Source organism: Vibrio sp. NH-7 (assembly GCF_053643215.1).
The window spans coordinates 2949995-2971259 of sequence record NZ_CM132187.1; the positions used below are offsets into that span (position 1 = coordinate 2949995).

Annotated in this window: 19 protein-coding genes; 11 read left to right on the forward strand and 8 right to left on the reverse strand. The window is 47.7% G+C overall.

Annotation, left to right across the window (positions count from 1 at the left end; genetic code table 11):
- Window positions 1–56: 56 nt before the first annotated feature.
- Together rho and trxA are read right to left on the reverse strand one after the other, a co-directional pair.
- A complete protein-coding gene (gene rho / locus ACUALS_RS13730; protein ID WP_005475035.1) occupies window positions 57–1316 on the reverse strand; it encodes a transcription termination factor Rho in 1260 nt (419 codons plus the stop codon).
- 192 nt (window positions 1317–1508) lie between these two features.
- The gene (gene trxA, locus ACUALS_RS13735; RefSeq protein WP_038139762.1) at window positions 1509–1835 is read right to left on the reverse strand and encodes a thioredoxin TrxA; all 327 of its coding nucleotides are present in this window, start codon (window positions 1833–1835) and stop codon (window positions 1509–1511) included.
- 111 nt (window positions 1836–1946) lie between these two features.
- Between trxA and rhlB the strand changes: the two genes are divergently transcribed.
- The gene (gene rhlB / locus ACUALS_RS13740; RefSeq protein WP_005475024.1) at window positions 1947–3248 is read left to right on the forward strand and encodes an ATP-dependent RNA helicase RhlB; all 1302 of its coding nucleotides are present in this window, start codon (window positions 1947–1949) and stop codon (window positions 3246–3248) included.
- A gap of 6 nt (window positions 3249–3254) precedes the next feature.
- Window positions 3255–4745, forward strand: a complete 1491-nt coding sequence (gppA, locus tag ACUALS_RS13745) for a guanosine-5'-triphosphate,3'-diphosphate diphosphatase (protein WP_454448533.1) — start codon at window positions 3255–3257, stop codon at window positions 4743–4745.
- Between the two features lie 120 nt (window positions 4746–4865).
- Here the strand turns inward: gppA and ACUALS_RS13750 are convergent, their stop codons facing one another.
- The 3 genes from ACUALS_RS13750 to recQ form a co-directional block, all read right to left on the reverse strand.
- Window positions 4866–5537 carry a 7-cyano-7-deazaguanine/7-aminomethyl-7-deazaguanine transporter gene (locus ACUALS_RS13750; RefSeq protein WP_038139764.1) on the reverse strand — a complete coding sequence of 224 codons (672 nt, stop codon included), beginning with the start codon at window positions 5535–5537 and terminating at the stop codon, window positions 4866–4868.
- Window positions 5538–5741: 204 nt separating this feature from the next.
- Window positions 5742–6059, reverse strand: coding sequence for a DUF3630 family protein (locus ACUALS_RS13755; protein ID WP_005475036.1), 318 nt, complete (start codon window positions 6057–6059; stop codon window positions 5742–5744).
- A complete protein-coding gene (gene recQ, locus ACUALS_RS13760; protein WP_454448534.1) occupies window positions 6052–7887 on the reverse strand; it encodes an ATP-dependent DNA helicase RecQ in 1836 nt (611 codons plus the stop codon). The genes ACUALS_RS13755 and recQ overlap by 8 nt, the downstream gene beginning before the upstream one ends.
- A 152-nt stretch (window positions 7888–8039) precedes the next feature.
- Here recQ and rarD point away from each other — a divergent pair, with 152 nt between their 5' ends.
- The 3 genes from rarD (at window position 8040) to ACUALS_RS13775 (ending at window position 10558) form a co-directional block, all read left to right on the forward strand.
- Window positions 8040–8954 carry an EamA family transporter RarD gene (gene rarD / locus ACUALS_RS13765; protein ID WP_454448535.1) on the forward strand — a complete coding sequence of 305 codons (915 nt, stop codon included), beginning with the start codon at window positions 8040–8042 and terminating at the stop codon, window positions 8952–8954.
- Window positions 8955–9026: 72 nt separating this feature from the next.
- Complete coding sequence (locus ACUALS_RS13770) at window positions 9027–9821, forward strand: AraC family transcriptional regulator (RefSeq protein WP_334475462.1); 795 nt, start codon at window positions 9027–9029, stop codon at window positions 9819–9821.
- Between the two features lie 74 nt (window positions 9822–9895).
- On the forward strand, window positions 9896–10558 hold the full coding sequence (locus tag ACUALS_RS13775) for a LysE family translocator (RefSeq protein ID WP_039481820.1): 663 nt from the start codon (window positions 9896–9898) through the stop codon (window positions 10556–10558).
- An 887-nt stretch (window positions 10559–11445) separates the two neighbouring features.
- Here ACUALS_RS13775 and uvrD read toward each other — a convergent pair.
- Window positions 11446–13617, reverse strand: a complete 2172-nt coding sequence (uvrD, locus tag ACUALS_RS13780) for a DNA helicase II (protein WP_005475069.1) — start codon at window positions 13615–13617, stop codon at window positions 11446–11448.
- Between the two features lie 268 nt (window positions 13618–13885).
- Here uvrD and ACUALS_RS13785 point away from each other — a divergent pair, with 268 nt between their 5' ends.
- The 4 genes from ACUALS_RS13785 (at window position 13886) to ACUALS_RS13800 (ending at window position 16312) form a co-directional block, all read left to right on the forward strand.
- Window positions 13886–14146, forward strand: a complete 261-nt coding sequence (locus tag ACUALS_RS13785; RefSeq protein ID WP_005475027.1) for a BufA1 family periplasmic bufferin-type metallophore — start codon at window positions 13886–13888, stop codon at window positions 14144–14146.
- Between the two features lie 79 nt (window positions 14147–14225).
- Window positions 14226–15089 (forward strand): MNIO family bufferin maturase, encoded by an 864-nt coding sequence (gene bufB, locus ACUALS_RS13790; RefSeq protein WP_454448536.1) that lies wholly within the window; start codon window positions 14226–14228, stop codon window positions 15087–15089.
- A complete protein-coding gene (locus tag ACUALS_RS13795; RefSeq protein WP_454448537.1) occupies window positions 15086–15847 on the forward strand; it encodes an HvfC/BufC N-terminal domain-containing protein in 762 nt (253 codons plus the stop codon). The genes bufB and ACUALS_RS13795 overlap by 4 nt, the downstream gene beginning before the upstream one ends.
- 9 nt (window positions 15848–15856) lie before the next feature.
- Entirely contained in the window at window positions 15857–16312 is a 456-nt protein-coding gene (locus tag ACUALS_RS13800; protein ID WP_038193125.1) for a DoxX family protein, read from the forward strand.
- Here ACUALS_RS13800 and ACUALS_RS13805 read toward each other — a convergent pair.
- Together ACUALS_RS13805 and prlC are read right to left on the reverse strand one after the other, a co-directional pair.
- Window positions 16309–16527: a hypothetical protein gene (locus ACUALS_RS13805; protein WP_043887271.1), complete on the reverse strand. Its 219-nt coding sequence runs from the start codon at window positions 16525–16527 to the stop codon at window positions 16309–16311. The two genes, ACUALS_RS13800 and ACUALS_RS13805, sit on opposite strands and share 4 nt — an antisense overlap.
- A gap of 95 nt (window positions 16528–16622) precedes the next feature.
- Window positions 16623–18665, reverse strand: coding sequence for an oligopeptidase A (gene prlC, locus ACUALS_RS13810; RefSeq protein ID WP_038216027.1), 2043 nt, complete (start codon window positions 18663–18665; stop codon window positions 16623–16625).
- A gap of 152 nt (window positions 18666–18817) precedes the next feature.
- On the opposite strand from prlC, the gene ACUALS_RS13815 reads away from it, so the two are divergent.
- Both ACUALS_RS13815 and gorA read left to right on the forward strand, forming a co-directional pair.
- Entirely contained in the window at window positions 18818–19657 is an 840-nt protein-coding gene (locus ACUALS_RS13815; RefSeq protein WP_454448538.1) for a 23S rRNA (adenine(2030)-N(6))-methyltransferase RlmJ, read from the forward strand.
- Window positions 19658–19859: 202 nt separating this feature from the next.
- Window positions 19860–21215: a glutathione-disulfide reductase gene (gorA, locus tag ACUALS_RS13820; RefSeq protein ID WP_038139790.1), complete on the forward strand. Its 1356-nt coding sequence runs from the start codon at window positions 19860–19862 to the stop codon at window positions 21213–21215.
- The last annotated feature ends 50 nt before the right edge of the window (window positions 21216–21265 follow it).

Below are 21265 nucleotides of genomic sequence, written 5' to 3' on the forward strand. Positions count from 1 at the left end.
GCAAACAAAAACGCCACCGGCTTAGCGGTGGCGTTTGGGAATCAAATCTTCAGCGATTACTGACGACGCATTGCATCGAAAAACTCATCATTGGTCTTTGTCATCGCAAGTTTATCGATTAGGAATTCCATTGCATCGATCTCGCCCATTGGGTGGACAATCTTACGCAGAATCCACATCTTCTGTAGCTCATCGTTCTTCGTTAGAAGTTCTTCACGACGAGTGCCCGAGCGGTTGAAGTCAATTGCTGGGAAGACGCGCTTCTCTGCAATCTTACGGTTCAGGTGGATTTCCATGTTACCTGTACCTTTAAACTCTTCGTAGATAACTTCATCCATTTTAGAGCCTGTATCAACAAGCGCTGTTGCTAGGATTGTTAAGCTACCGCCTTCTTCAACATTACGAGCTGCACCGAAGAAACGCTTAGGACGGTGAAGTGCGTTTGCATCCACACCACCCGTTAGTACTTTACCTGACGAAGGCACAACAGTGTTGTATGCACGAGCAAGACGAGTGATTGAGTCAAGCAGGATAACCACGTCTTTTTTGTGTTCAACAAGACGTTTCGCTTTCTCGATTACCATCTCTGCGACTTGAACGTGGCGAGATGCTGGCTCATCAAACGTTGACGCGACTACTTCACCTTTAACTAGGCGTTGCATCTCGGTTACTTCTTCCGGACGTTCGTCGATAAGAAGTACCATCAGCTCACACTCTGGGTGGTTGTAAGCGATGCTTTGAGCGATGTTCTGTAGCAACATTGTTTTACCCGCTTTTGGCGGAGCAACAATCAGACCACGTTGACCTTTACCAATTGGTGAAGCTAAGTCTAGAACACGTGCTGTGATATCTTCTGTCGAACCGTTACCACGCTCCATCACCATACGCTCATTGGCGTGCAGTGGCGTCAAGTTTTCAAATAAAATCTTGTTACGCGCGTTGTCAGGCTTATCATCATTAACTGTATTGACTTTCAGTAGCGCAAAGTAGCGTTCACCGTCTTTAGGTGGACGAATCTTACCAGCGATTGAATCACCCGTACGTAAGTTAAAACGACGGATCTGACTCGGTGACACGTAAATGTCGTCCGGACCTGCTAGGTAAGAGCTGTCTGCACTACGCAAGAAACCAAAGCCGTCTTGCAGAATTTCTAGAACCCCGTCGCCGAAAATGTCTTCGCCGCTCTTAGCATGCGCTTTTAGGATTGCGAAGATAATATCTTGTTTTCTTAGACGAGCTAGGTTCTCTAGGCCTAGGCTTTCGCCAAGTTTAACAAGATCAGACACAGGTCTGTTCTTCAGTTCTGTTAGATTCATGGTGGTTGATGCTTGTTTAGTCAAAATAAGGATCTGTTATTTGGTTAAGATGGATTTGGTCACAGGATCGACCAAGAAGAGAACTTGTATAATTAACGTGCGATAAACTAGCACTAAATAGTAGCCTAGTCTAGATTTTGTTGATGTTCAAAAACAAAACCGTGCCTTAAGCACGGTCTTCTTTCACAACGCTTATAGGTTTGCGTCTAGGAACTCTTTTAGTTGAGTTTTAGACAGCGCGCCCACTTTCGTTGCTGCTACGTTACCGTCTTTAAATAGAAGCAACGTTGGAATACCACGGATACCAAATTTAGGTGGTGTACCTGCGTTTTGGTCGATATTTAGTTTACCGATAGTGAGTTTGCCTTCGTACTCATCTGCGATTTCGTCTAGGATAGGAGCGATCATCTTACAAGGACCACACCACTCCGCCCAAAAATCAACAAGAACCGGGCCTGCAGCATTGATTACATCGTTTTCAAAACCGTCATCAGTAAGCTGCAAAATCTTATCACTCATCTTCCACTCCAATGTGTTTTTCTGAACTGGTTGCATGATAACCAGTATTTAGATGCCCTATTGGAATGTATTTACTTTCGTATTGCAAGCTTAAGCTGATATTCTATAGCCATGAAAAAGACGCATATCACAGAGCAAAAGTTCGCCGATTTGGGTTTACACCCTCAAATTACTGAAGGTCTGGAGAAAAAAGGGTTCGAATTTTGTACCCCGATCCAAGCCTTGGCGTTGCCGGTACTGCTCACCGGCCAAGACATCGCAGGCCAAGCCCAAACGGGTACAGGTAAGACATTAGCCTTCTTGACTGCTACTTTTAACCACTTACTCACGACGTCTGAGCATGAAGGCCGTAAGCCGACTCAGCCACGCGCAATCATTATGGCGCCAACACGTGAGCTGGCGATTCAGATCTATAATGATGCTGAGCCACTTATCGCAAGCACAGGTATCAAAGCTGCGCTTGCTTATGGCGGTGAAAGCTATGATAAGCAGCTCGCTAAGCTTGAAGATGGTGTTGACGTATTGATTGGTACAACGGGTCGCATCATCGATTTCTACAAGCAGCGTGTGTTTAACTTAAACCACATTCAAGCTGTCGTCCTTGACGAAGCAGACCGTATGTTCGATCTTGGCTTTATTAAAGACATCCGTTTCTTGTTCCGTCGTATGCCTGAGCCAAAAGAGCGCTTGAACATGCTGTTCTCAGCAACACTTTCTTACCGTGTTCAAGAGCTTGCTTTCGAACACATGCATAACCCTGAGCATGTTGTTGTTGAGCCAGAAGTCAAAACTGGTCACCGCATTCAGGAAGAGTTGTTCTACCCTTCTAACGAACACAAAATGGCGCTACTGCAAACACTTATTGAAGAAGAGTGGCCAGAGCGTGCGATCATTTTCGCCAATACTAAGCACAAATGTGAATCCATTTGGGGTCACTTGGCGGCCGATGGTCACCGCGTTGGTCTGCTGACTGGTGATGTTCCACAGAAAAAACGTGAGCGCATCCTAGAGCAGTTCACTAAAGGTGATGTCGATCTGCTGGTTGCAACCGATGTTGCCGCGCGCGGTTTGCATATCCCGCAAGTGACGCATGTATTTAACTTCGACTTGCCTGATGATTGTGAAGACTACGTGCACCGTATTGGCCGTACAGGTCGTGCTGGCGCAAGCGGTCACTCAATCAGCTTTGCGTGTGAAGATTACGCGATCAACCTCCCACCGATCGAAGAATACATTGAGCACACAATCCCGGTATCGGATTATGACCCAAGTGCCCTAATCGAAGATTTACCTGCGCCTATTCGCATGCGTTCAAACCGTCCGCAGCAGCGTCGCACCAATACAGGTGGATCTCGCTCGGGTAACCGTCGTCAAAACAATCGCTCTCGCCAGCGCCAACCAAAGGATTCTTAAGCGTCTATGAGCCAAGCCGTTTCATCTCCGCTTTACGCAGCCATCGATCTCGGGTCGAACAGTTTTCATATGCTCGTTGTGCGTCACATTGATGGCAGCGTTCAAACCATGGCCAAAATCAAACGTAAAGTTCGCCTTGCCGCAGGTTTAGACGAACATAACGCCTTGAGTCTAGAAGCCATGCAACGCGGCTGGGACTGCTTGAGCCTTTTTGCCGAGCGCTTGCAAGATATCCCCACAGAGAACATTCGCATTGTCGGCACCGCCACATTGCGTACCGCGACCAACGTGGACGTTTTCTTGGAAAAAGCGAATCAAATCTTGGGTCACAAGATTGAAGTGATCAGCGGCGAAGAAGAAGCGGCCACCATCTACAAAGGGGTGGCTCATACCTCTGGAGGCAGTGGGCGTCGTTTGGTGGTAGACATTGGCGGCGCAAGCACCGAGCTAATTATTGGTGAAGGTTTTGAAGCCAAAGCACTAACAAGCTTAAAGATGGGCTGCGTCACTTGGCTTGAGCGTCACTTTAAAGATCGCCAGTTAACCGTCACAAACTTCAACAACGCGATTCTTGCCGCCAAAGTGACCTTACAACCAATCTTAGAGCAGTACCAAGAGATTGGTTGGGATGTCTGTGTCGGCGCCTCGGGCACGGTTCAAGCGCTACAAGAAATTATGCTAGCGCAAGGCATGGATGAGGTCATCACCCATGCCAAACTCAAACGCCTACAAAAACAGGCCATGCGAGCGGATCACTTAGAAGAGTTAGAGATTGAAGGGCTCACACTAGAGCGTGCTTTAGTGTTCCCAAGTGGCTTATCAATTCTGATTGCGATCTTTGAATTGCTAGAAATTGATTCGATGACACTGGCTGGCGGCGCTTTGCGTGAAGGCTTAGTGTACGAGATGGTGGATGAACTCAAGCAGGACGATATTCGCGCCCGCACCATTGCGAGCGTCCAACATCGTTACCAACTTGATCAAGCATATGGTGAGCAAGTGGCTCATCTAGCGCAGCGTTTACTCTCTCAGTGCCAACAGGATTGGATTGTCGAGGAGCAAGGGAAAGTGTTGCTCGATACAGCGGCCAAACTGCACGAAGTCGGCTTAACGATTGACTTCAAAAAAGGTGGTGAGCACAGCGCTTACTTGCTGCAAAGCTTAGATCTGCCTGGCTACACTCGCGCTCAGAAGCACTTACTGGGCGAGATTGCCCGTCGTTACAGAGAGCAATTGACCTCTCTACCTGAGCAGCACGCCGTGTCAGGTTCAAGTGCAAAACGCATTTTGCGCCTACTTCGCCTAGCCGTGCTACTAACGCATCGTCGTAACCCTGAGCTTGAGCCAAACATCAGCCTAAGCTCTGAGGGTGACAAACTCACCCTAACCATTGATGCAAAATGGCTAGATGCCAACCCACTGACCAGCGCAGAGCTTGAAATTGAAGCTAACCGCCAAAGTGATATTGGCTGGCCTCTTACTGTTATCGCCCAATAATGACCGCATAAAGAGAAAAGCCCGAGTGACTGTCACTCGGGCTTTTTGTTTTTGAATCTCGATTTAGAATCGAGAGAACACTGCTACGAATCCGAAGGCGTTACTTACCCTCTCTTCCTATCACTGGTTCGCACCAACCACTTTAAAGTCTGGATTGACGGCAGTGAGCTTTCTCACAAGGAAGTTCAATAGCACGCCGTACATAGGCACAAACAAACCTAAGCTGATGACCAATTTGAAGCCGTAGTCCACCAGCGCAATTTCCGTCCAGTGCTCCGCCATAAAGGGATCTGGGCTCTGATAGAAAGCAATCGCAAAAAACGCGATCGTATCTAGCGCATTGCCAAATAGTGTCGAACAGGTTGGAGCTACCCACCACTGCTTTAACTGACGCAGGCGGTTAAATACATGCACATCAAGAATCTGACCTAATAGATAAGCCATAAAGCTTGCGATCGCGATACGAGCCACAAACAAGTTAAACTCCCCAAGATGGGAAAAGCCTTGAAATTGCCCTTCGAAAAACAGTACCGACAGTGCATACGACACCGCCAGTGCTGGTAGCATCACTAAGAAGATAATACGACGTGCAAGCTGAGCACCGAAAACGCGCACGGTTAAATCAGTCGCTAAGAAGATAAATGGGAAGGTAAATGCGCCCCAAGTGGTGTGGAAACCAAATACCGTAAACGGTAACTGAACCAAATAGTTGCTCGATGCAATAATGATCAGATGGAATAAAACCAATAAAAGAAGGGCTTTGCGCTGCTGCGCAGGGGTAAAGTTACTCATGCGATACCTTTTTAGTTTGGTTTGGGGGTGAGGGAACCCAAATCGACACCATCTAAGCCAACAGACAATGTCTCACCAACAATGTGAATAAAAAACTTAAGCACTATCGAGTATGTGACTCATAGCGCGGCGGGCGATTATACATTAACCAATTCACGCCGCAAGCAAGAGTTATTACGCAATCGTTGGCGTATTATTTTGGCACTAAAAGCCGCGTTGAAACAGCCCAGCGAGAAAGTCGAGTTCTTCTTTTGAATCATCAATAGCCAGCGCTTCAAACCAAACACTTTCGCTGTAATGCTCTGACTTTAAGAACAGTTGGCAACCTTCAAAATCAATCAACCATGAGTGGATATCGGCATCCCACTGCTTCTCAATCACCGACGCTGACAGCGACTTGACCAACTTCTCCGCTAGCTCAGGAAAGCTGTCAAAATCAAAACGCGGCGCCGTGATCACGATCCGTCCTTCTTGTTGCTGGTATTCAGCTAAACCAAATTCCTTTTGCGTCGAATCAACCATGATGGGTTAAATGCTCCTGAATCAAATCTAAGAAAGGATCGGCGTATTTTTCCAACTTGCGTTGGCCCACACCGTTGACCGCCAACATTTCTCCGTAAGATGTCGGCAGAATTTCAGCCATATCAATTAATGTGGCATCACTGAACACCACATAAGGTGGTAAGCCATCTTCATCTGCAATCGCTTTACGTAATTTGCGCAATTTGGCAAACAGCTTTTTATCGTAGTTTTTGCTGACAAGCTTGTCTGATTTGGCCGCCCTTGCTGCGGTGTCTAAGCGAGGCACCGCTAACTCCAATGACACTTCACCACGCAATAGAGGTCGCGCTTCTGGCGTCAGTTGCAAGGTGGAATTACGGGTGATGTTTTGAAACAGTAACCCTTTGTGGATCAGTTGACGGAATATACTCACCCAATAGTCATGGCTGTTTTCTCGACCAAGACCGTAAGTAGACAGCTTGTCGTGACCGTTTTCGCGTACTCGGATATTTTGCATGCCGCGCAGCACTTCGACCACATAGCCAATACCAAAACTTTGATTCACCCGATAGACGCACGAAAGCGCTTTTTGCGCCTGCTCTGTGGCATCAAAATGCTTGGGGGGATCGAGGCAAATATCGCAGTTGCCACACGGCTGCTCGCGATACTCACCAAAGTAATTCAATAGCACTTGGCGACGACAAGTTTGCGCTTCCGCAAAGGCACTCATCGCATTCAGTTTGTGCGCCTCAACCTGCTTTTGTGGGCCATCATCTTTTTCATCCAGCATGCGACGCAACCAGCCGATATCCGCAGGGTCATACAGCATCATCGCTTCTGCGGGTAAGCCATCTCGCCCTGCTCGCCCCGTCTCCTGGTAGTAAGACTCGATATTACGTGGAATATCAAAGTGAACCACAAAGCGCACGTTGGGTTTGTTTATTCCCATACCGAAGGCGACGGTCGCCACAACAATTTGCAAATCGTCACGCTGGAAGGCGTCTTGGACGTAGGCTCGCTCATCGGCATCCAGCCCAGCGTGATAGCTCGCCGCCCGCAGACCGTTGTTGCACAGTTTTTCGGTGACCATTTCCACTTTTTTACGGCTACCGCAGTAAATGATGCCGCATTGACCACGTTGGCCTTCAAGAAAACGCACCACCTGAGAGACAGGTTTGTGCTTTTCCACTAGCGTGTAACGGATATTCGGTCGGTCGAAACTGCCCAAATAGGTGTGCGGATCATTCAGTTGCAAACGCTGCATGATGTCTTTGCGCGTTGCATCGTCAGCGGTTGCCGTCAGCGCCATCACGGGCACATGAGAGAATGCTTGTTTCAGTTGACCTAACGATGCGTACTCAGGACGAAAATCATGTCCCCATTGGGAAATGCAGTGCGCTTCATCCACCGCAATCATCGACAACGGTAGACCTTGCAGCCTTTCAATAAAGTCACGCATTAACACTCGCTCAGGGGAAACATACACGAGCTTAGTCACGCCAGCATTCATGCGATTGTACACCGCAATCAACTCTTCCCGAGACATGGTGGAATTGATGCACTCCGCCGCGACACCATTGGCTTTTAGCTGGTCGACTTGGTCTTTCATCAGCGAAATCAAAGGGGAGATCACCAACGTCAGGCCGCTGCGAACAAGTGCCGGAATTTGGTAGCACAGCGACTTACCGCCACCGGTTGGCATGATCACTAGGCTGTCTTGTCCTGCTACCGCAGATTCAATCACCTCTCGTTGACCATCGCGGAACGTTTGATAACCAAACACCTCCTCCAAAACACTTTGCGGAGTGAGGATCGGTTCAGATTGTTCAGCTAACAGTGTGGCAGTCATTGAATTCTCAGTTAGGGGTGATGTGCAGAAGAGCAAAACGCTAATTGTAATTGGGATTGATGGTGAATAAAACTGCAAATTACTAGGTGATTATCAGAGTCATTCGTATACTGGATGTTTCATTTTGTAAACGAAGTGTTGGGAACCGACCGATGACACTAGAAGAACAACAAAAAGCTCGGCAAGGGGTACTGCTTGCCATCGGAGCCTACACCATGTGGGGTATCGCCCCTATCTACTTTAAAGCCATCAGCGATGTCTCTCCGCTTGAGATCTTAAGTCACCGCGTGGTCTGGTCTTTTGTTCTGCTGGCTTTCTTGCTCCATATCGGCCGTCGTTGGCGCGGGGTTCGTGACGTACTTCGCTCAAAAAAGAAGATGGCGTTTCTCATCTCGACCTCACTTTTGGTCGGGGTTAACTGGCTGATTTTTATTTGGGCAGTCAACGCCAACCATATGCTGGATGCCAGTTTAGGCTACTACATTAACCCACTGATCAATGTATTACTCGGCATGCTGTTTCTTGGCGAACGACTCAGAAAGCTTCAGTGGTTTGCGGTAGTGCTCGCTGCGTGTGGCGTGTTGGTTCAGCTGATAGCGTTTGGCTCAGTACCAACCGTGGCAATCGCGCTTGCCCTCAGCTTTGGCTTTTATGGCTTGCTACGTAAGAAAGTGAGCTTGGATGCGCAAACTGGATTGTTTATCGAAACTCTTATCATGCTCCCTGCGGCCGCCATCTACCTAGTTTGGATTGCAGATAGCGCCACATCTGATTTGATGAACAACCCAATGACACTCAATCTGTTACTGATTTCCGCAGGTGTTATTACAACCTTGCCACTGCTTTGCTTCACAGGCGCAGCAACACGATTGAAGCTATCAACATTGGGTTTTTTCCAATACATTGGCCCAAGTTTGATGTTTTTGCTCGCCGTCTTGGTCTACGGTGAAGCCTTCACGGCAGACAAAGCCATTACCTTTGCCTTTATCTGGGGTGCCTTAGTCATCTTCAGCTTTGATGGCCTTAAAACGAATCGACAAACACGTAAAGCCGCTTTGGCCAAGTGATCGTTTTTTACAAGACATACTCAAACAGTCGCGCTAAGCTTGGTGATATATTCGCCAAGCTTTTTTGTATTTATGGATAAGGTTCAATACCAAACAGTACCCAATCAAGAGATAGGTTTGATCGACGCAAACTACCGAACGTTTGCCTTTCAACGCCACTATCATCTTGATTTCCATATTGGCCTTATCACTCAAGGTGAGCAGAAGTTTCATTATCAAGGCAACTCATATCATGCAGGAAAGGGGCAAATCGTCTTAATGCCGCCTGACGAAATGCATGATGGGCAATCCAAGCTCGACTCAGGTTACCAAGTGAAAGTCTTCTCATTGGATCCACACTGGCTTAGTGATCTTGCGGATCTAAAACGATCATCCGACATGGTGGGATTTAACCAGTTGGTGATTAACGATACCTTTTTATTCAATACCTTAGTGGAGCTACATCAGAGCCTAGCAAATCCTAGCCTCAGTCAACTCGCACAAGACTGTTTACCCTATGAAGGTTTTGCTCGGTTATTTGAGCAGTATGGGGCGAAGGAGCAAAAAAGCGTCGTGCCATTGGGCAATCAATCGGTAGCGACACTTAAAGAGTACTTGATGGCGAATCTTGACCAGCCCGTCAAACTGGAGCAGTTATCGAGCTTATGCCAGTTGAGTCCCACTCAATTTCAACGCCACTTCAAGGCGAAAGTGGGCCTAACCCCATACGCTTGGCTAAGTCGCTTGCGCCTTGAGCACGGCATGAAGCTTCTCAAAAGCGGAGTCTGCGGTACCGATGTCGCTCACCAAATCGGCTTTTACGATCAAGCCCACTTCAGCAAAGCATTTAAAGCCACCTACGGCGTCTCCCCTTCTCAAGTTGGCTAGTGCCAATAATTTACAATTCCTCATTCAATGAATTTGGCACACTAAGCGAAATTTCGTATTAAACAGTGACTACCATGAGTGAAATCACCATCCTTGCAACGTTAGCAACCGTCCACTTCATTGCCCTTATGAGCCCAGGCCCAGATTTTGCCCTCGTCGTACAAAACGCGACACGCTATGGTCGCCAAACCGGTTTGTACATCGCACTCGGGCTATCTTGTGGCATTTTGCTCCACTCAATTTTGAGTTTAACGGGCGTCAGTTACTTAGTGCATCAGCAGCCGACTCTGTTTGCTTTGGTACAAATTGCCGGCGGCAGCTACCTGTTCTACTTGGGTTATGGGGCCTTAAAAGCAGCTTGGGTAAGTTGGCAGCGCGAGCCCGCAAGCACAACCCATATCGAAGCTCCCCAGTTGCTGCTCAGTAACAAACGCCAAGCCTTCTCTCGTGGCTTTGCGACCAACATCCTCAACCCAAAAGCGTTGGTCTTTTTTGTGAGCCTCATGTCATCACTGGTTCCCGCAACGATGTCTCTGAGTGGAAAAGGCGCTGCACTCGCCATTTTGTGGATACTCTCTTTAGCTTGGTTCTCATTTTTGGCTTGGGCGCTGTCCACACAACGGATGCAGCGCAAGTTGCAGGCCATCACCCTATATATTGATGGATTGTGTGGCGTGATCTTTTCACTCATTGGGGCAGGCATTTTGTGGCAATCGGCAAGCAGTTTACTGATTTAGCCTCCACAACCTTGGCGAATAGTTAGTCACCAATCCTGCTTTTAGAGGCATTTTTATTCGCCGAAGAGTGAATTTGTGTGCAAAAAAACGTCATTATTGGATTTAAGCGTGAGAGGTTTGATCAACGATCACCCCGAAGCTTTGTGCGAGATCTCTTACAAGTGAGTGAGCAAAAATAGCTTTTTAGCTAAGAGTAATATCACTATAAACACATAAGTAACTGATTTAGATGGCTTTGTACAAAAAAAAGCCAAAGAGATTATTAGGAAATCGTTTTCGTCATATTGCTGAAATCTACGACTGGCGTAATATGAACCTTGTCGGAAGGATGCTGACACGGAACAGGAAATTACCACGGATTAGGTAATCTTCAGGAAGAAGATACGGTTGCTTAGGATGAGTAATCGGCACGGATAGCAAATTGGACATTGAACGGACGCAATAGTGACTAGGATGGTTGCTACTAAGGAAGGGAAATGGACACCTCTGGACGAGGCAAGGAACGATCATCAGGATGATGAAAGGGACACCGCTCAGGGAACAAGCGAAGTGAGCTAACGAGGATTGTTAGTGGACCAGGATAGGGTCAAGGACACCGCTAGGATGGCGAGAAAAGGACTAAGCTGAAGGACATCAGCATACTATCAAGGATTTGATGCATGGAGCACTTTTAGTAGCCGGATTGCTGCGAGTAAGACTATAACCCCGATGGGCGCAAGCCCTCGGGGTTTTTCTTTATCTTTTATCTACATAATTGAACTATAGCTGCTACGTTGGCCGCTTTCACTTTCAACCAGCCCCATCACATCGGTTTACTATGCTCAGGGGTCTCGCTTGATTGGTCGCCTCGTCTAAAGCTCAAACATTTTGAAAATCACTTACAGAAACTACAACTTTTCTAATTTAGCGTACGCCGTTACCAGCCATTTGATCCCTTCGCCGTTAAAAGCAACTTGAACTCGGCTTTGCGGGCCACTGCCTTCAAAGTTAATGATAGTGCCTTCGCCAAATTTCGGATGCATAACGCGTGAACCCAAACTAAAACCTGTTTCATTGAAGTTCTCTTTCACCACAGTTTGGCTAAAGCGACCCGAACTGGTTGGCCTGCTTACCTGCGCCTTCATACGCACTTCATCCAGACAGGTTTCTGGCAACTCACGGATAAAGCGTGACGGCTTGTGGTACTTATCTTGACCGTACAAGCGACGCATTTCCGCGTAGGTGATGTAGAGCTTTTCCATCGCACGAGTCATGCCCACATAACAAAGGCGACGCTCCTCTTCCAAGCGGCCCGCTTCTTCCGCAGACATCTGGCTTGGGAACATCCCCTCTTCGACACCGACCATAAAGACCAATGGAAACTCAAGGCCTTTAGCGCTGTGTAGCGTCATCAGTTGGACGGCATCCTCAAACTCATCCGCTTGGCCTTCTCCCGCTTCTAAAGCCGCGTGAGTTAAAAACGCAGTCAATAGCGTCATCTCTTCCGCTTCTTCTGGTTTTTCAAATTGGCGGGTTGCCGTAACTAGCTCTTCCAAGTTCTCAATACGCGCTTTAGACTTTTCACCTTTCTCTTGCTCGTACATGGCGAACAGACCCGAATACTTGATCACGTGGTCGGTTTGTTCATGCAGCGGCATTTCACAGGTGTCATCTTCTAGTGCGTTGACCAATTCAACAAAACGACTCAGGGCACCTGCAGCACGGCCAGCCAGCACTTTATCGTCTAGCAGGCGAATGCTCGCTTCCCACATCGTGCAACCTTGATCTCGGGCGGCAAAGCGAATCGTTTCTAAGGTTTTATCACCCAAGCCACGAGTCGGAGTATTCACAACACGTTCAAATGCTGCGTCGTCGTTGCGGTTGGCCATCAAACGCAGGTAACTAAGAGCATCTTTAATTTCTTGACGCTCGAAGAATCGCATTCCGCCATAGATTCGGTAAGGCAACCCCGCTTGGATTAGCGCTTCTTCTAGAACACGTGACTGGGCGTTGTTGCGGTAGAGCATGGCGGCATCATTCAAAGCACCGCCTTTGTCTTGCCACTCTTTCACTTTGTTGACGGCAAAGCGTGCTTCATCAAGCTCGTTGTAAGCCGAATAAACCGAAATAGGCTCACCTTCCGCGCCTTCCGTCCACAACTCTTTACCCATGCGCTCAGTGTTATTGGCGATCAGAGCATTCGATGCTTCAAGGATGGTTTTGGTTGAGCGGTAGTTTTGCTCCAAACGAATGGTATTCACGCTTGGAAACTCTAAGGTGAACTTCTCGATGTTTTCGATTTTAGCACCACGCCAACCATAGATAGATTGGTCGTCATCCCCAACAATCATTACATGCGAATCTGGCCCTGCCATCATACGCAACCAAGCATATTGGATGTTGTTGGTATCTTGGAATTCGTCAACCAGAATGTGCTTAAAGCGCGCTTGGTAATGCTCACGAATGTGCTTTTTATCGCGCAGAAGTTCATGGGCACGAAGTAGAATTTCGGCAAAGTCGACTAAGCCAGCACGATCGCACGCTTCTTGATACGCGGTATACAGTTGAAGGTAAGTTTTGGTGATTGGATCGCCATAGGCATCAATGTGATTCGGGCGAAGACCTTCATCTTTTTTACCGTTAATCCACCAGCTGACCTGGCGTGCTGGCCACTGTTTCTCATCCAGATTTTGTGCCTTAATTAAGCGGCGTAGTAAGCGTTGCTGATCGTCACTATCGATGATCTGGAAGTCTTCTGGCAGCTTGGCATCAAGATAGTGAGCGCGAAGGATTCGATGGCAAATACCATGGAAAGTCCCGTTCCACATCCCAGAGGCACTGCCCATCATTAACTCTTCAATACGACCACGCATTTCTGCCGCGGCCTTGTTGGTAAAGGTCACCGACATGATAGAAAACGGTGATGCCTGCTCAACCGACATTAACCAAGCAATGCGGTGCACTAGGACTCGTGTCTTACCACTTCCCGCACCAGCAAGGACAAGTAAGTTTTCTAGAGGGGCGGCAACGGCTTCACGCTGTTTATCGTTCAGACCATCGAGGAGTAATGAAGGATCCATTCTGTGCTCAGCTACTGGTTATCTATACATGAAAAGTGATTATAACCTAAACAGCCCCCGCATTTCAGAACAAAAACAAGAAAAATTTACGCGATAAAAATCGATATAAATTAACCACTTAAATAAAAATAAAAATGGATCAGTGGTTTTCGATAAATTTTTTGAAAGTTTTTTCATCCCCTTTCTATCTTGTTTAGTAAGCAAGTTGCTGGAAAAACAACCGCCACTTGCCCACATAAGTAAAGGAATTAAGTCTGAGGATAATACAATGAAAAAATCGAATCTTGCTGTTACTGCTGCTGTTACGGGTTTACTGGCTCTAGGTGGTTCAATGTTGACTGCTGCCCCTGCGCTAGCGGCAGAAAAAGAGAAATGCTACGGCGTCTCTAAAGCGGGTAAAAATGACTGTGCAACTAAAACCAGTTCATGTGCGGGTACTGCAAAAGAAGACAATCAAACTGACGCGTTTGTGGTTGTCCCTAAAGGACTGTGTGGCAAGTTGACAGGCGGCAGCACTCAATCTTCATAACACCTATTGTCTGTCCGTAAGGTAAACGGTTTAGGCTCAACAAGCCGTTTACCTTCCCCCACTCGCCAAGGATTCGCCCGTGAAAAATCATAACTATCACAACCATATTGGTGTGGGGTTGCGAACGCCACACTTGGATTATTTTACCCACCAGAAGCCTGCGCTCTCTTGGTTAGAAATCCACAGCGAAAACTACTTTCGTCCTTACTCAGCCGCTCGCCAGCAACTGCGCCAAATCGCCCAAGACTACCAAATTAGCTGTCATGGGATTGGTTTATCTTTAGGCAGTGTTGCTCGGGTAGATAGAACACACCTTCAACAACTCAAAAGCTTAGTCGACGAGTTAGAGCCGTTTCTTGTCTCTGACCATTTAAGCTGGAGTGAAAACGGCGGTCACCACTTCAATGACCTGCTGCCACTTCCCTACACCGTTGAAGCGCTAGACGTTTTTTGTCGTAACGTCGCGGAAGTACAAGACCACTTACAACGCCCAATCCTGATAGAAAATCCGTCAAGCTACGTTAAGTTTGCCCATTCCACCATTCCTGAGTGGGAGTTTCTTGCAGAGGTTCAGCGTCGCACTGATTGTCGACTTCTATTGGATTTAAACAATATTCACGTTTCCGCTTTCAATCACGGCTTCGATACCCAGACCTATTTGGATGCGATTCCGGCTGAGCATGTGGATGAAATTCATTTGGCAGGATTCACCATCAAACAGCTAGAGAAAGGCGAAGTCTGGATTGATACCCATAGCCAACCAGTCAGTGGCGAAGTTTGGCAACTCTACACACAATGGCTATCGCAACACGGATCTCGCCATACGCTCATCGAATGGGATCTCGATATTCCGCAGCCTGAGGTTTTACTCGCGGAAGCTGACAAAGCGAATGATTATCTGCACCAGCATCTTGAAGAAAATCAGCCAAGGAGAGCGTCATGACTCTTTCCCTAGCCCAGTTACAACATCAATTTGCCAAGGCGCTGCACTACCAAGCAACCGGTGAAGAGTGTGAGATAGTCAGCGACCACTTTACCGCTGATGAACGTATGCAGATTTATCGCAACAACTTCATCATTGGCTTGAGTGAAGTTCTAGAGGCAACGTACCCCATGGTTTGCGCTTTGGTTGGCGAAGAGTGCTTTGGCCAATTAGCCCGCCAGCATGTGCTTGCCCACCCATTGCAAGTCGGGGATGTCAGTGACTATGGAGAGTATTTTTCGCACACTATCGAACGCTTCCCTGCGGTTGTTGAAGCTGCGCCTTATGCCGCCGATGTCGCCCGTTTCGAATGGTGTATCGATATGGCTCAGCAGCAACAAGGCAATGTATCTGCGCCAGACACTCTATTGCCTTTAACCAAGCTAGCCGAGGTAGAGCCGACGCAGCAAACCTCAATTCATCTACATTTGTGGCCAGGTGTGATGCCATTTCAATCCCAATATGCGCTATTTGCGCTAAAAACGGCCATTGAGAGCAATCAGTTTGATGATTTGGTTTTAGATAAGCCTCAACAGGGCGTGATTTGCTGCTCCCAACAGGGTGAAGTGTGGATGCAGTCTCTCGACGGTGAGGCTTTTGAACTGCTGCAACACCTGCATTCTGGTCGCACCTTGGGTGAGATACCACCTCATACACTTCAACACCTAAATTATTTTGTCGAAAGCAACATGGTTGCTGGATTTTCGCTCGCGCGGTAAGGGGACACGATGTCTGAATCTATAAAAAACATGCTCAATCACTACGACGCGCTGATCGAAAAATCGCAGTCAGTTGTGGTGCCATTACTTTTGCTTTTTTGTCGAGTGTGGGTCGCTTGGGTCTTTTTCAATGCGGGCTTAACCAAAATATCGACATGGGATAGCACACTGTTCTTATTTGAATATGAATACCAGGTTCCGCTACTACCTTGGCAACTGGCGGCTTATTTGGGAACGGGTGCAGAGCTTATCTTGCCTATCTTTGTTGCGTTGGGCTTGTTGACAAGACCCACTGCGGCGATGCTATTTGCGTTCAACATTATTGCCGTCGTCTCTTACCCGGTATTATGGGAGCAAGGCTTTTATGACCACCAACTATGGGGGTTAATGATCCTAATCGTTGTGGTATGGGGACCAGGACCACTATCCGTTGATAAGTTATTACGTGGAAAGCTGGCTGGTTAGTTACCGTCGTTCAAGTCTTCTTTGACTGAATTCACGGCGTCACGTGAGGCATGGCCAATGGCTTTGGTGGTGTCTCGCGTTGCATGACCAATGGTTGTCGCAGCATCACGAGTCGCATGACCAATTTCCGTACCTGCTTGCTTTAACTCCGCACAACCAGACGCACCTAGTAGTACTAATGCGCTCAATACAAACATCTTACCTAGTTTCAGCATATAACCTCCTTGCGTACTAAGGTGATTATCATATCAATAAAAAACGCCCCTGACTCAATGAATCAGGAGCGTTTTATGATTGCGACTAAAACAAATTAAGCGCTGATACCCGAGTGGCGCAATAGCGCATCAATTTGAGGCTCACGACCACGGAAGCGTTTAAACAGCTCCATTGGCTCTTCACTGCCACCCATTTCTAGAATGTTGTTTAAGAAGCTTTGACCGGTTTCCGCGTTGAAGATGCCTTCTTCTTCAAAACGTGAGAAAGCATCCGACGACAACACTTCCGCCCACAGGTAGCTGTAGTAACCCGCGCTGTAACCACCAGCAAAAATATGGCTAAAGCTATGCGAGAAACGGTTCCACTCTAAGCTTGGCAACACCGCCACTTTCGACTTCACTTCAGCTAGGGTTTCTAAGACACGAGGTCCTACTTCCGGATCAAATTCCGTGTGCAGCGTGAAATCAAACAAGCCAAATTCTAACTGGCGCAAAATAAACATCGCTGATTGGAAGTTCTTCGCCGCCAGCATCTTATCCAGCATTTCTTTTGGCAGTGGCTCACCCGTTTCAAAGTGACCCGAGATAAACGCCAGCGCTTCTTCTTCCCAGCACCAGTTTTCTAGGAACTGGCTTGGCAATTCAACCGCATCCCACGGCACACCGTTGATGCCCGATACCGCACCGGTATCCACTTGCGTCAACATATGGTGAATACCATGACCAAACTCGTGGAATAGCGTCACCACTTCATCATGGGTGAACAGCGCAGGCTTGTCTCCCACTGGGCGGTTAAAGTTACACGTCAGATACGCCACAGGCGATTGCAGTTCACCTTGAGCATTGATACGACGCACTCGACACTCATCCATCCACGCACCACCGCGTTTATGTTCACGAGCATACAAGTCTAGGTAGAAGCTGCCACGCAAGTTGTTGTCAGCATCGAAAATATCGAAAAAGCGTACTGACTCATGCCATGTATCTACGCCCTCTCGCTCTTGAACCGTCATGCCGAAGACACGTTTTAGCACTTCAAACAGACCACTCACGGCTTTCGACTCAGGGAAGTAAGGACGCAGCTCTTCATCCGAGATTTGGAATAGGTGCTGCTTTTGTTTTTCGCTGTAGTAAGCGATATCCCACAAGTTGAGCTCTTCCACACCGAACTCGGCTTTAGCGAATTGACGCAATTCTTCTACCTCACGCTCGCCTTGCGGTTTCGCTTTGCTCGCCAAATCATTTAAGAAACCAAGTACTTGAGAGGTATTCTCTGCCATTTTGGTTGCTAGAGACTTCTCGCTGTAGGTATTAAAACCAAGCATACGAGCAATCTCATGGCGCAGCTTGAGCTGTTCATTGATGATTTCTGTGTTGTCCCACTCACCTGCTTTCGGACCTCGGTCTGACGCTCGCGTCACGTACGCTTCATACAACTCTTTGCGTAGCTCTTGGTTATCACAGTACGTCATCACGGGTAGGTAAGACGGGATATCAAGCGTGAGCAAGTAGCCCTCAAGCTCTTTGGCTTCTGCCGCGGCTTTGGCTGCCGCTAGCGCTGACTCTGGCATACCCGCAAGCTCTTTCTCATCTGCAACATGCTTAGTCCAACCCATAGTGGCATCTAGCACGTTGTTAGAGAATTTAGAACCTAGCTCAGACATACGTTTGCTGATCTCACCATAACGATGCTGCTCATCCGCAGGCAAGCCAATGCCCGACAGCTCAAAGTCGCGTAGAGAATCAGTAATGGTTTTCTGCTGCGCTTGGCTCAGTTTCGCAAACGCATCGCTCGCTTTGATCGCTTTGTACGCTTCAAACAGTCCTTTGTGCTGACCAACCCAAGTACCGTACTCAGAAAGTAATGGTAGGCAGCTTTCGTATGCTTCACGCAGCTCATCACTATTGACCACTGAGTTCATGTGGCTCACCGGAGACCAAATACGACTTAAGTGATCATCCACCTCTTCGATAGGCGCCACAACGTTCTCCCAGCTTGGCGCGGTATTGTTTTCCAGTACCGAGTCAATTTTAGCGCGGCACGCCTCGATAGCTTGCTCTACCGCAGGCTTAACGTGCTCAGGCTTAATCTGTGAAAACGGGGGAAGATCCGTGAAAGTCAGTAATGGGTTAGACATAAAGCATTCCTTTTGATTCAAAGACGTTCTTCAGCGACATCTTTTATTTCTGTTAGATACTAAATATAGGTAGGTTCAGCAATTTTCAATAGTAACGTATACTAAGAGCCATCATTCATCATGCTCTTTGCACCTATTCTGAGAGAAATATTTTGTTAAGTTACCGCCACAGTTTTCACGCAGGCAACCACGCTGATGTGATTAAGCATATTGTTCAAAGCCTTATCTTGGATTCTCTAAAGCAAAAAGATAAGCCTTTTGTTTACCATGACACGCACTCTGGCGTTGGTCGCTACGATTTGACTCACGAATGGTCAGAGAAAACCGGTGAATACAAACAAGGCATTGCCCGCGTGTGGGACCAAAAAGCGATTCCAGCTGAGCTTCAGGGCTACCTTGACGCCATCAAAACACTCAACAACGGTGACACTCTACGCTACTACCCTGGCTCACCACGAGTCGCACGCGCGCAGATTCGCCCGCAAGATCGCATGGTTCTAACCGAACTGCACCCTGCGGATCACCCATTGCTTGAGCAAGAGTTCCATCGCGATCGCCAAGTGGCCATCTATAAAGAAGATGGATTCAAACGCCTAAAAGCGAGCTTGCCACCGCAAGAGCGCCGTGGTCTGGTGTTGATTGACCCACCTTACGAACTGGCAAAAGAGTATCGCGATGTGGTGCAAGCGATCTTCCAAAGTTACAAGCGCTGGGCAACGGGCATTTATGCGATTTGGTACCCAGTGGTCAACCGCTGTGACATCGAAGACATGATTGAAGGCTTGGAAGGGTTGGGTATTCGCAAAATTCTACAAATCGAACTTGGCGTTGTCCCAGACACCAACGAACGTGGCATGACGGCATCGGGCATGATTGTGATCAACCCACCATGGAAGCTAGAAAGCCAAATGAATGAAATTTTGCCATTTTTGAAGGAAGCGATCGCACCTGCAACCGGTCATTTCAAAGTGGAATGGATTGTTCCGGAATAATCGATTTCTAGACGGCAGAGCCAAAACGCTCTGCTTTATCGCTAAATGTCATAACGACACGCACTTTTTCCCATTGGGAAATCGATGATGGTCGATTTATGATAAGAGATAAGGACAGCTATGTGCTGCGATTGAGTTTCAGACTCCTCGCCCCAATGTCATTGGCATAGCAATCAATAATTCAAAAAGCTCGGAGAAAGTAATGGCGACTCATTTTGATTACATCTGTATCGGCGGCGGCTCAGGCGGCATCGCATCAGCAAACCGCGCGGCGATGTACGGCGCGAAAGTAGCCCTAATCGAAGCTCAAGACCTTGGCGGTACCTGTGTCAATGTAGGCTGTGTACCGAAGAAAGTGATGTGGCACGGCGCTCAAATTGCAGATGCAATGAATCTATACGCTGAAGACTACGGCTTCGATATCGATGTAAAAGGCTTCGACTGGAGCAAACTGGTAGAAAGTCGCCAAGCGTACATTGGTCGTATTCACCAATCTTACGACCGCGTACTGGGCAACAACAAAGTCAACGTCATCAAAGGCTTTGCTAAGTTTGTTGATGAAAAAACAGTGGAAGTGAATGGTGAGCACTACACTGCCGATCATATCCTGATTGCTGTTGGCGGTCGTCCGACTATTCCGAACATTCCAGGTGCGGAATATGGCATCGACTCTAACGGCTTCTTCGAGCTAAACGAGCAACCAAAACGCGTGGCCGTGATCGGCGCAGGTTACATTGCGGTAGAAATCGCTGGTGTACTGAACGCGCTAGGTACTGAAACTCACCTGTTTGTGCGTAAAGAATCTCCACTACGTAGCTTTGACCCAATGATCATTGAAACGCTAGTTGAGGTAATGGACGCAGAAGGTCCAAAGCTGCACACGCATTCGATTCCAAAAGAGATCGTAAAAGAAGCAGATGGTAGCCTGACTCTGCACCTAGAAAACGGCAACACGCAAAACGTCGACCAACTGATCTGGGCAATCGGCCGTCACCCTGCCACTGATGCTATCAACCTTGCATCTACTGGCGTTGAAACTAACGACCGTGGTTACATCAAAGTAAACGAATACCAAGAGACCAACGTCAAAGGCATCTACTGTGTCGGTGACATCATGGAAGGCGGTATCGAGCTGACTCCTGTTGCGGTTAAAGCCGGTCGCCAACTTTCAGAGCGTCTGTTCAACGGCAAAACCAATGCGAAAATGGACTACAACCTAGTGCCAACTGTTGTGTTTAGCCACCCACCGATCGGCACGATTGGTCTAACAACGCAAGAAGCTGAAGAGAAGTACGGCAAAGACAACGTGAAAGTGTATACGTCTGGCTTTACCGCAATGTACACCGCCGTCACTAAGCACCGTCAGCCATGTAAGATGAAGCTGGTTTGTGCGGGCGAAGAAGAGACAGTTGTTGGTCTACACGGCATCGGTTTCACCGTTGATGAGATGATTCAAGGCTTCGGCGTAGCAATGAAGATGGGCGCAACCAAAGCAGACTTCGACTCTGTTGTGGCAATTCACCCAACTGGCTCTGAAGAGTTTGTAACCATGCGCTAAGCAACAAATTAATGTCATAAAGCAGCCTCATGGCTGCTTTTTTATTATGA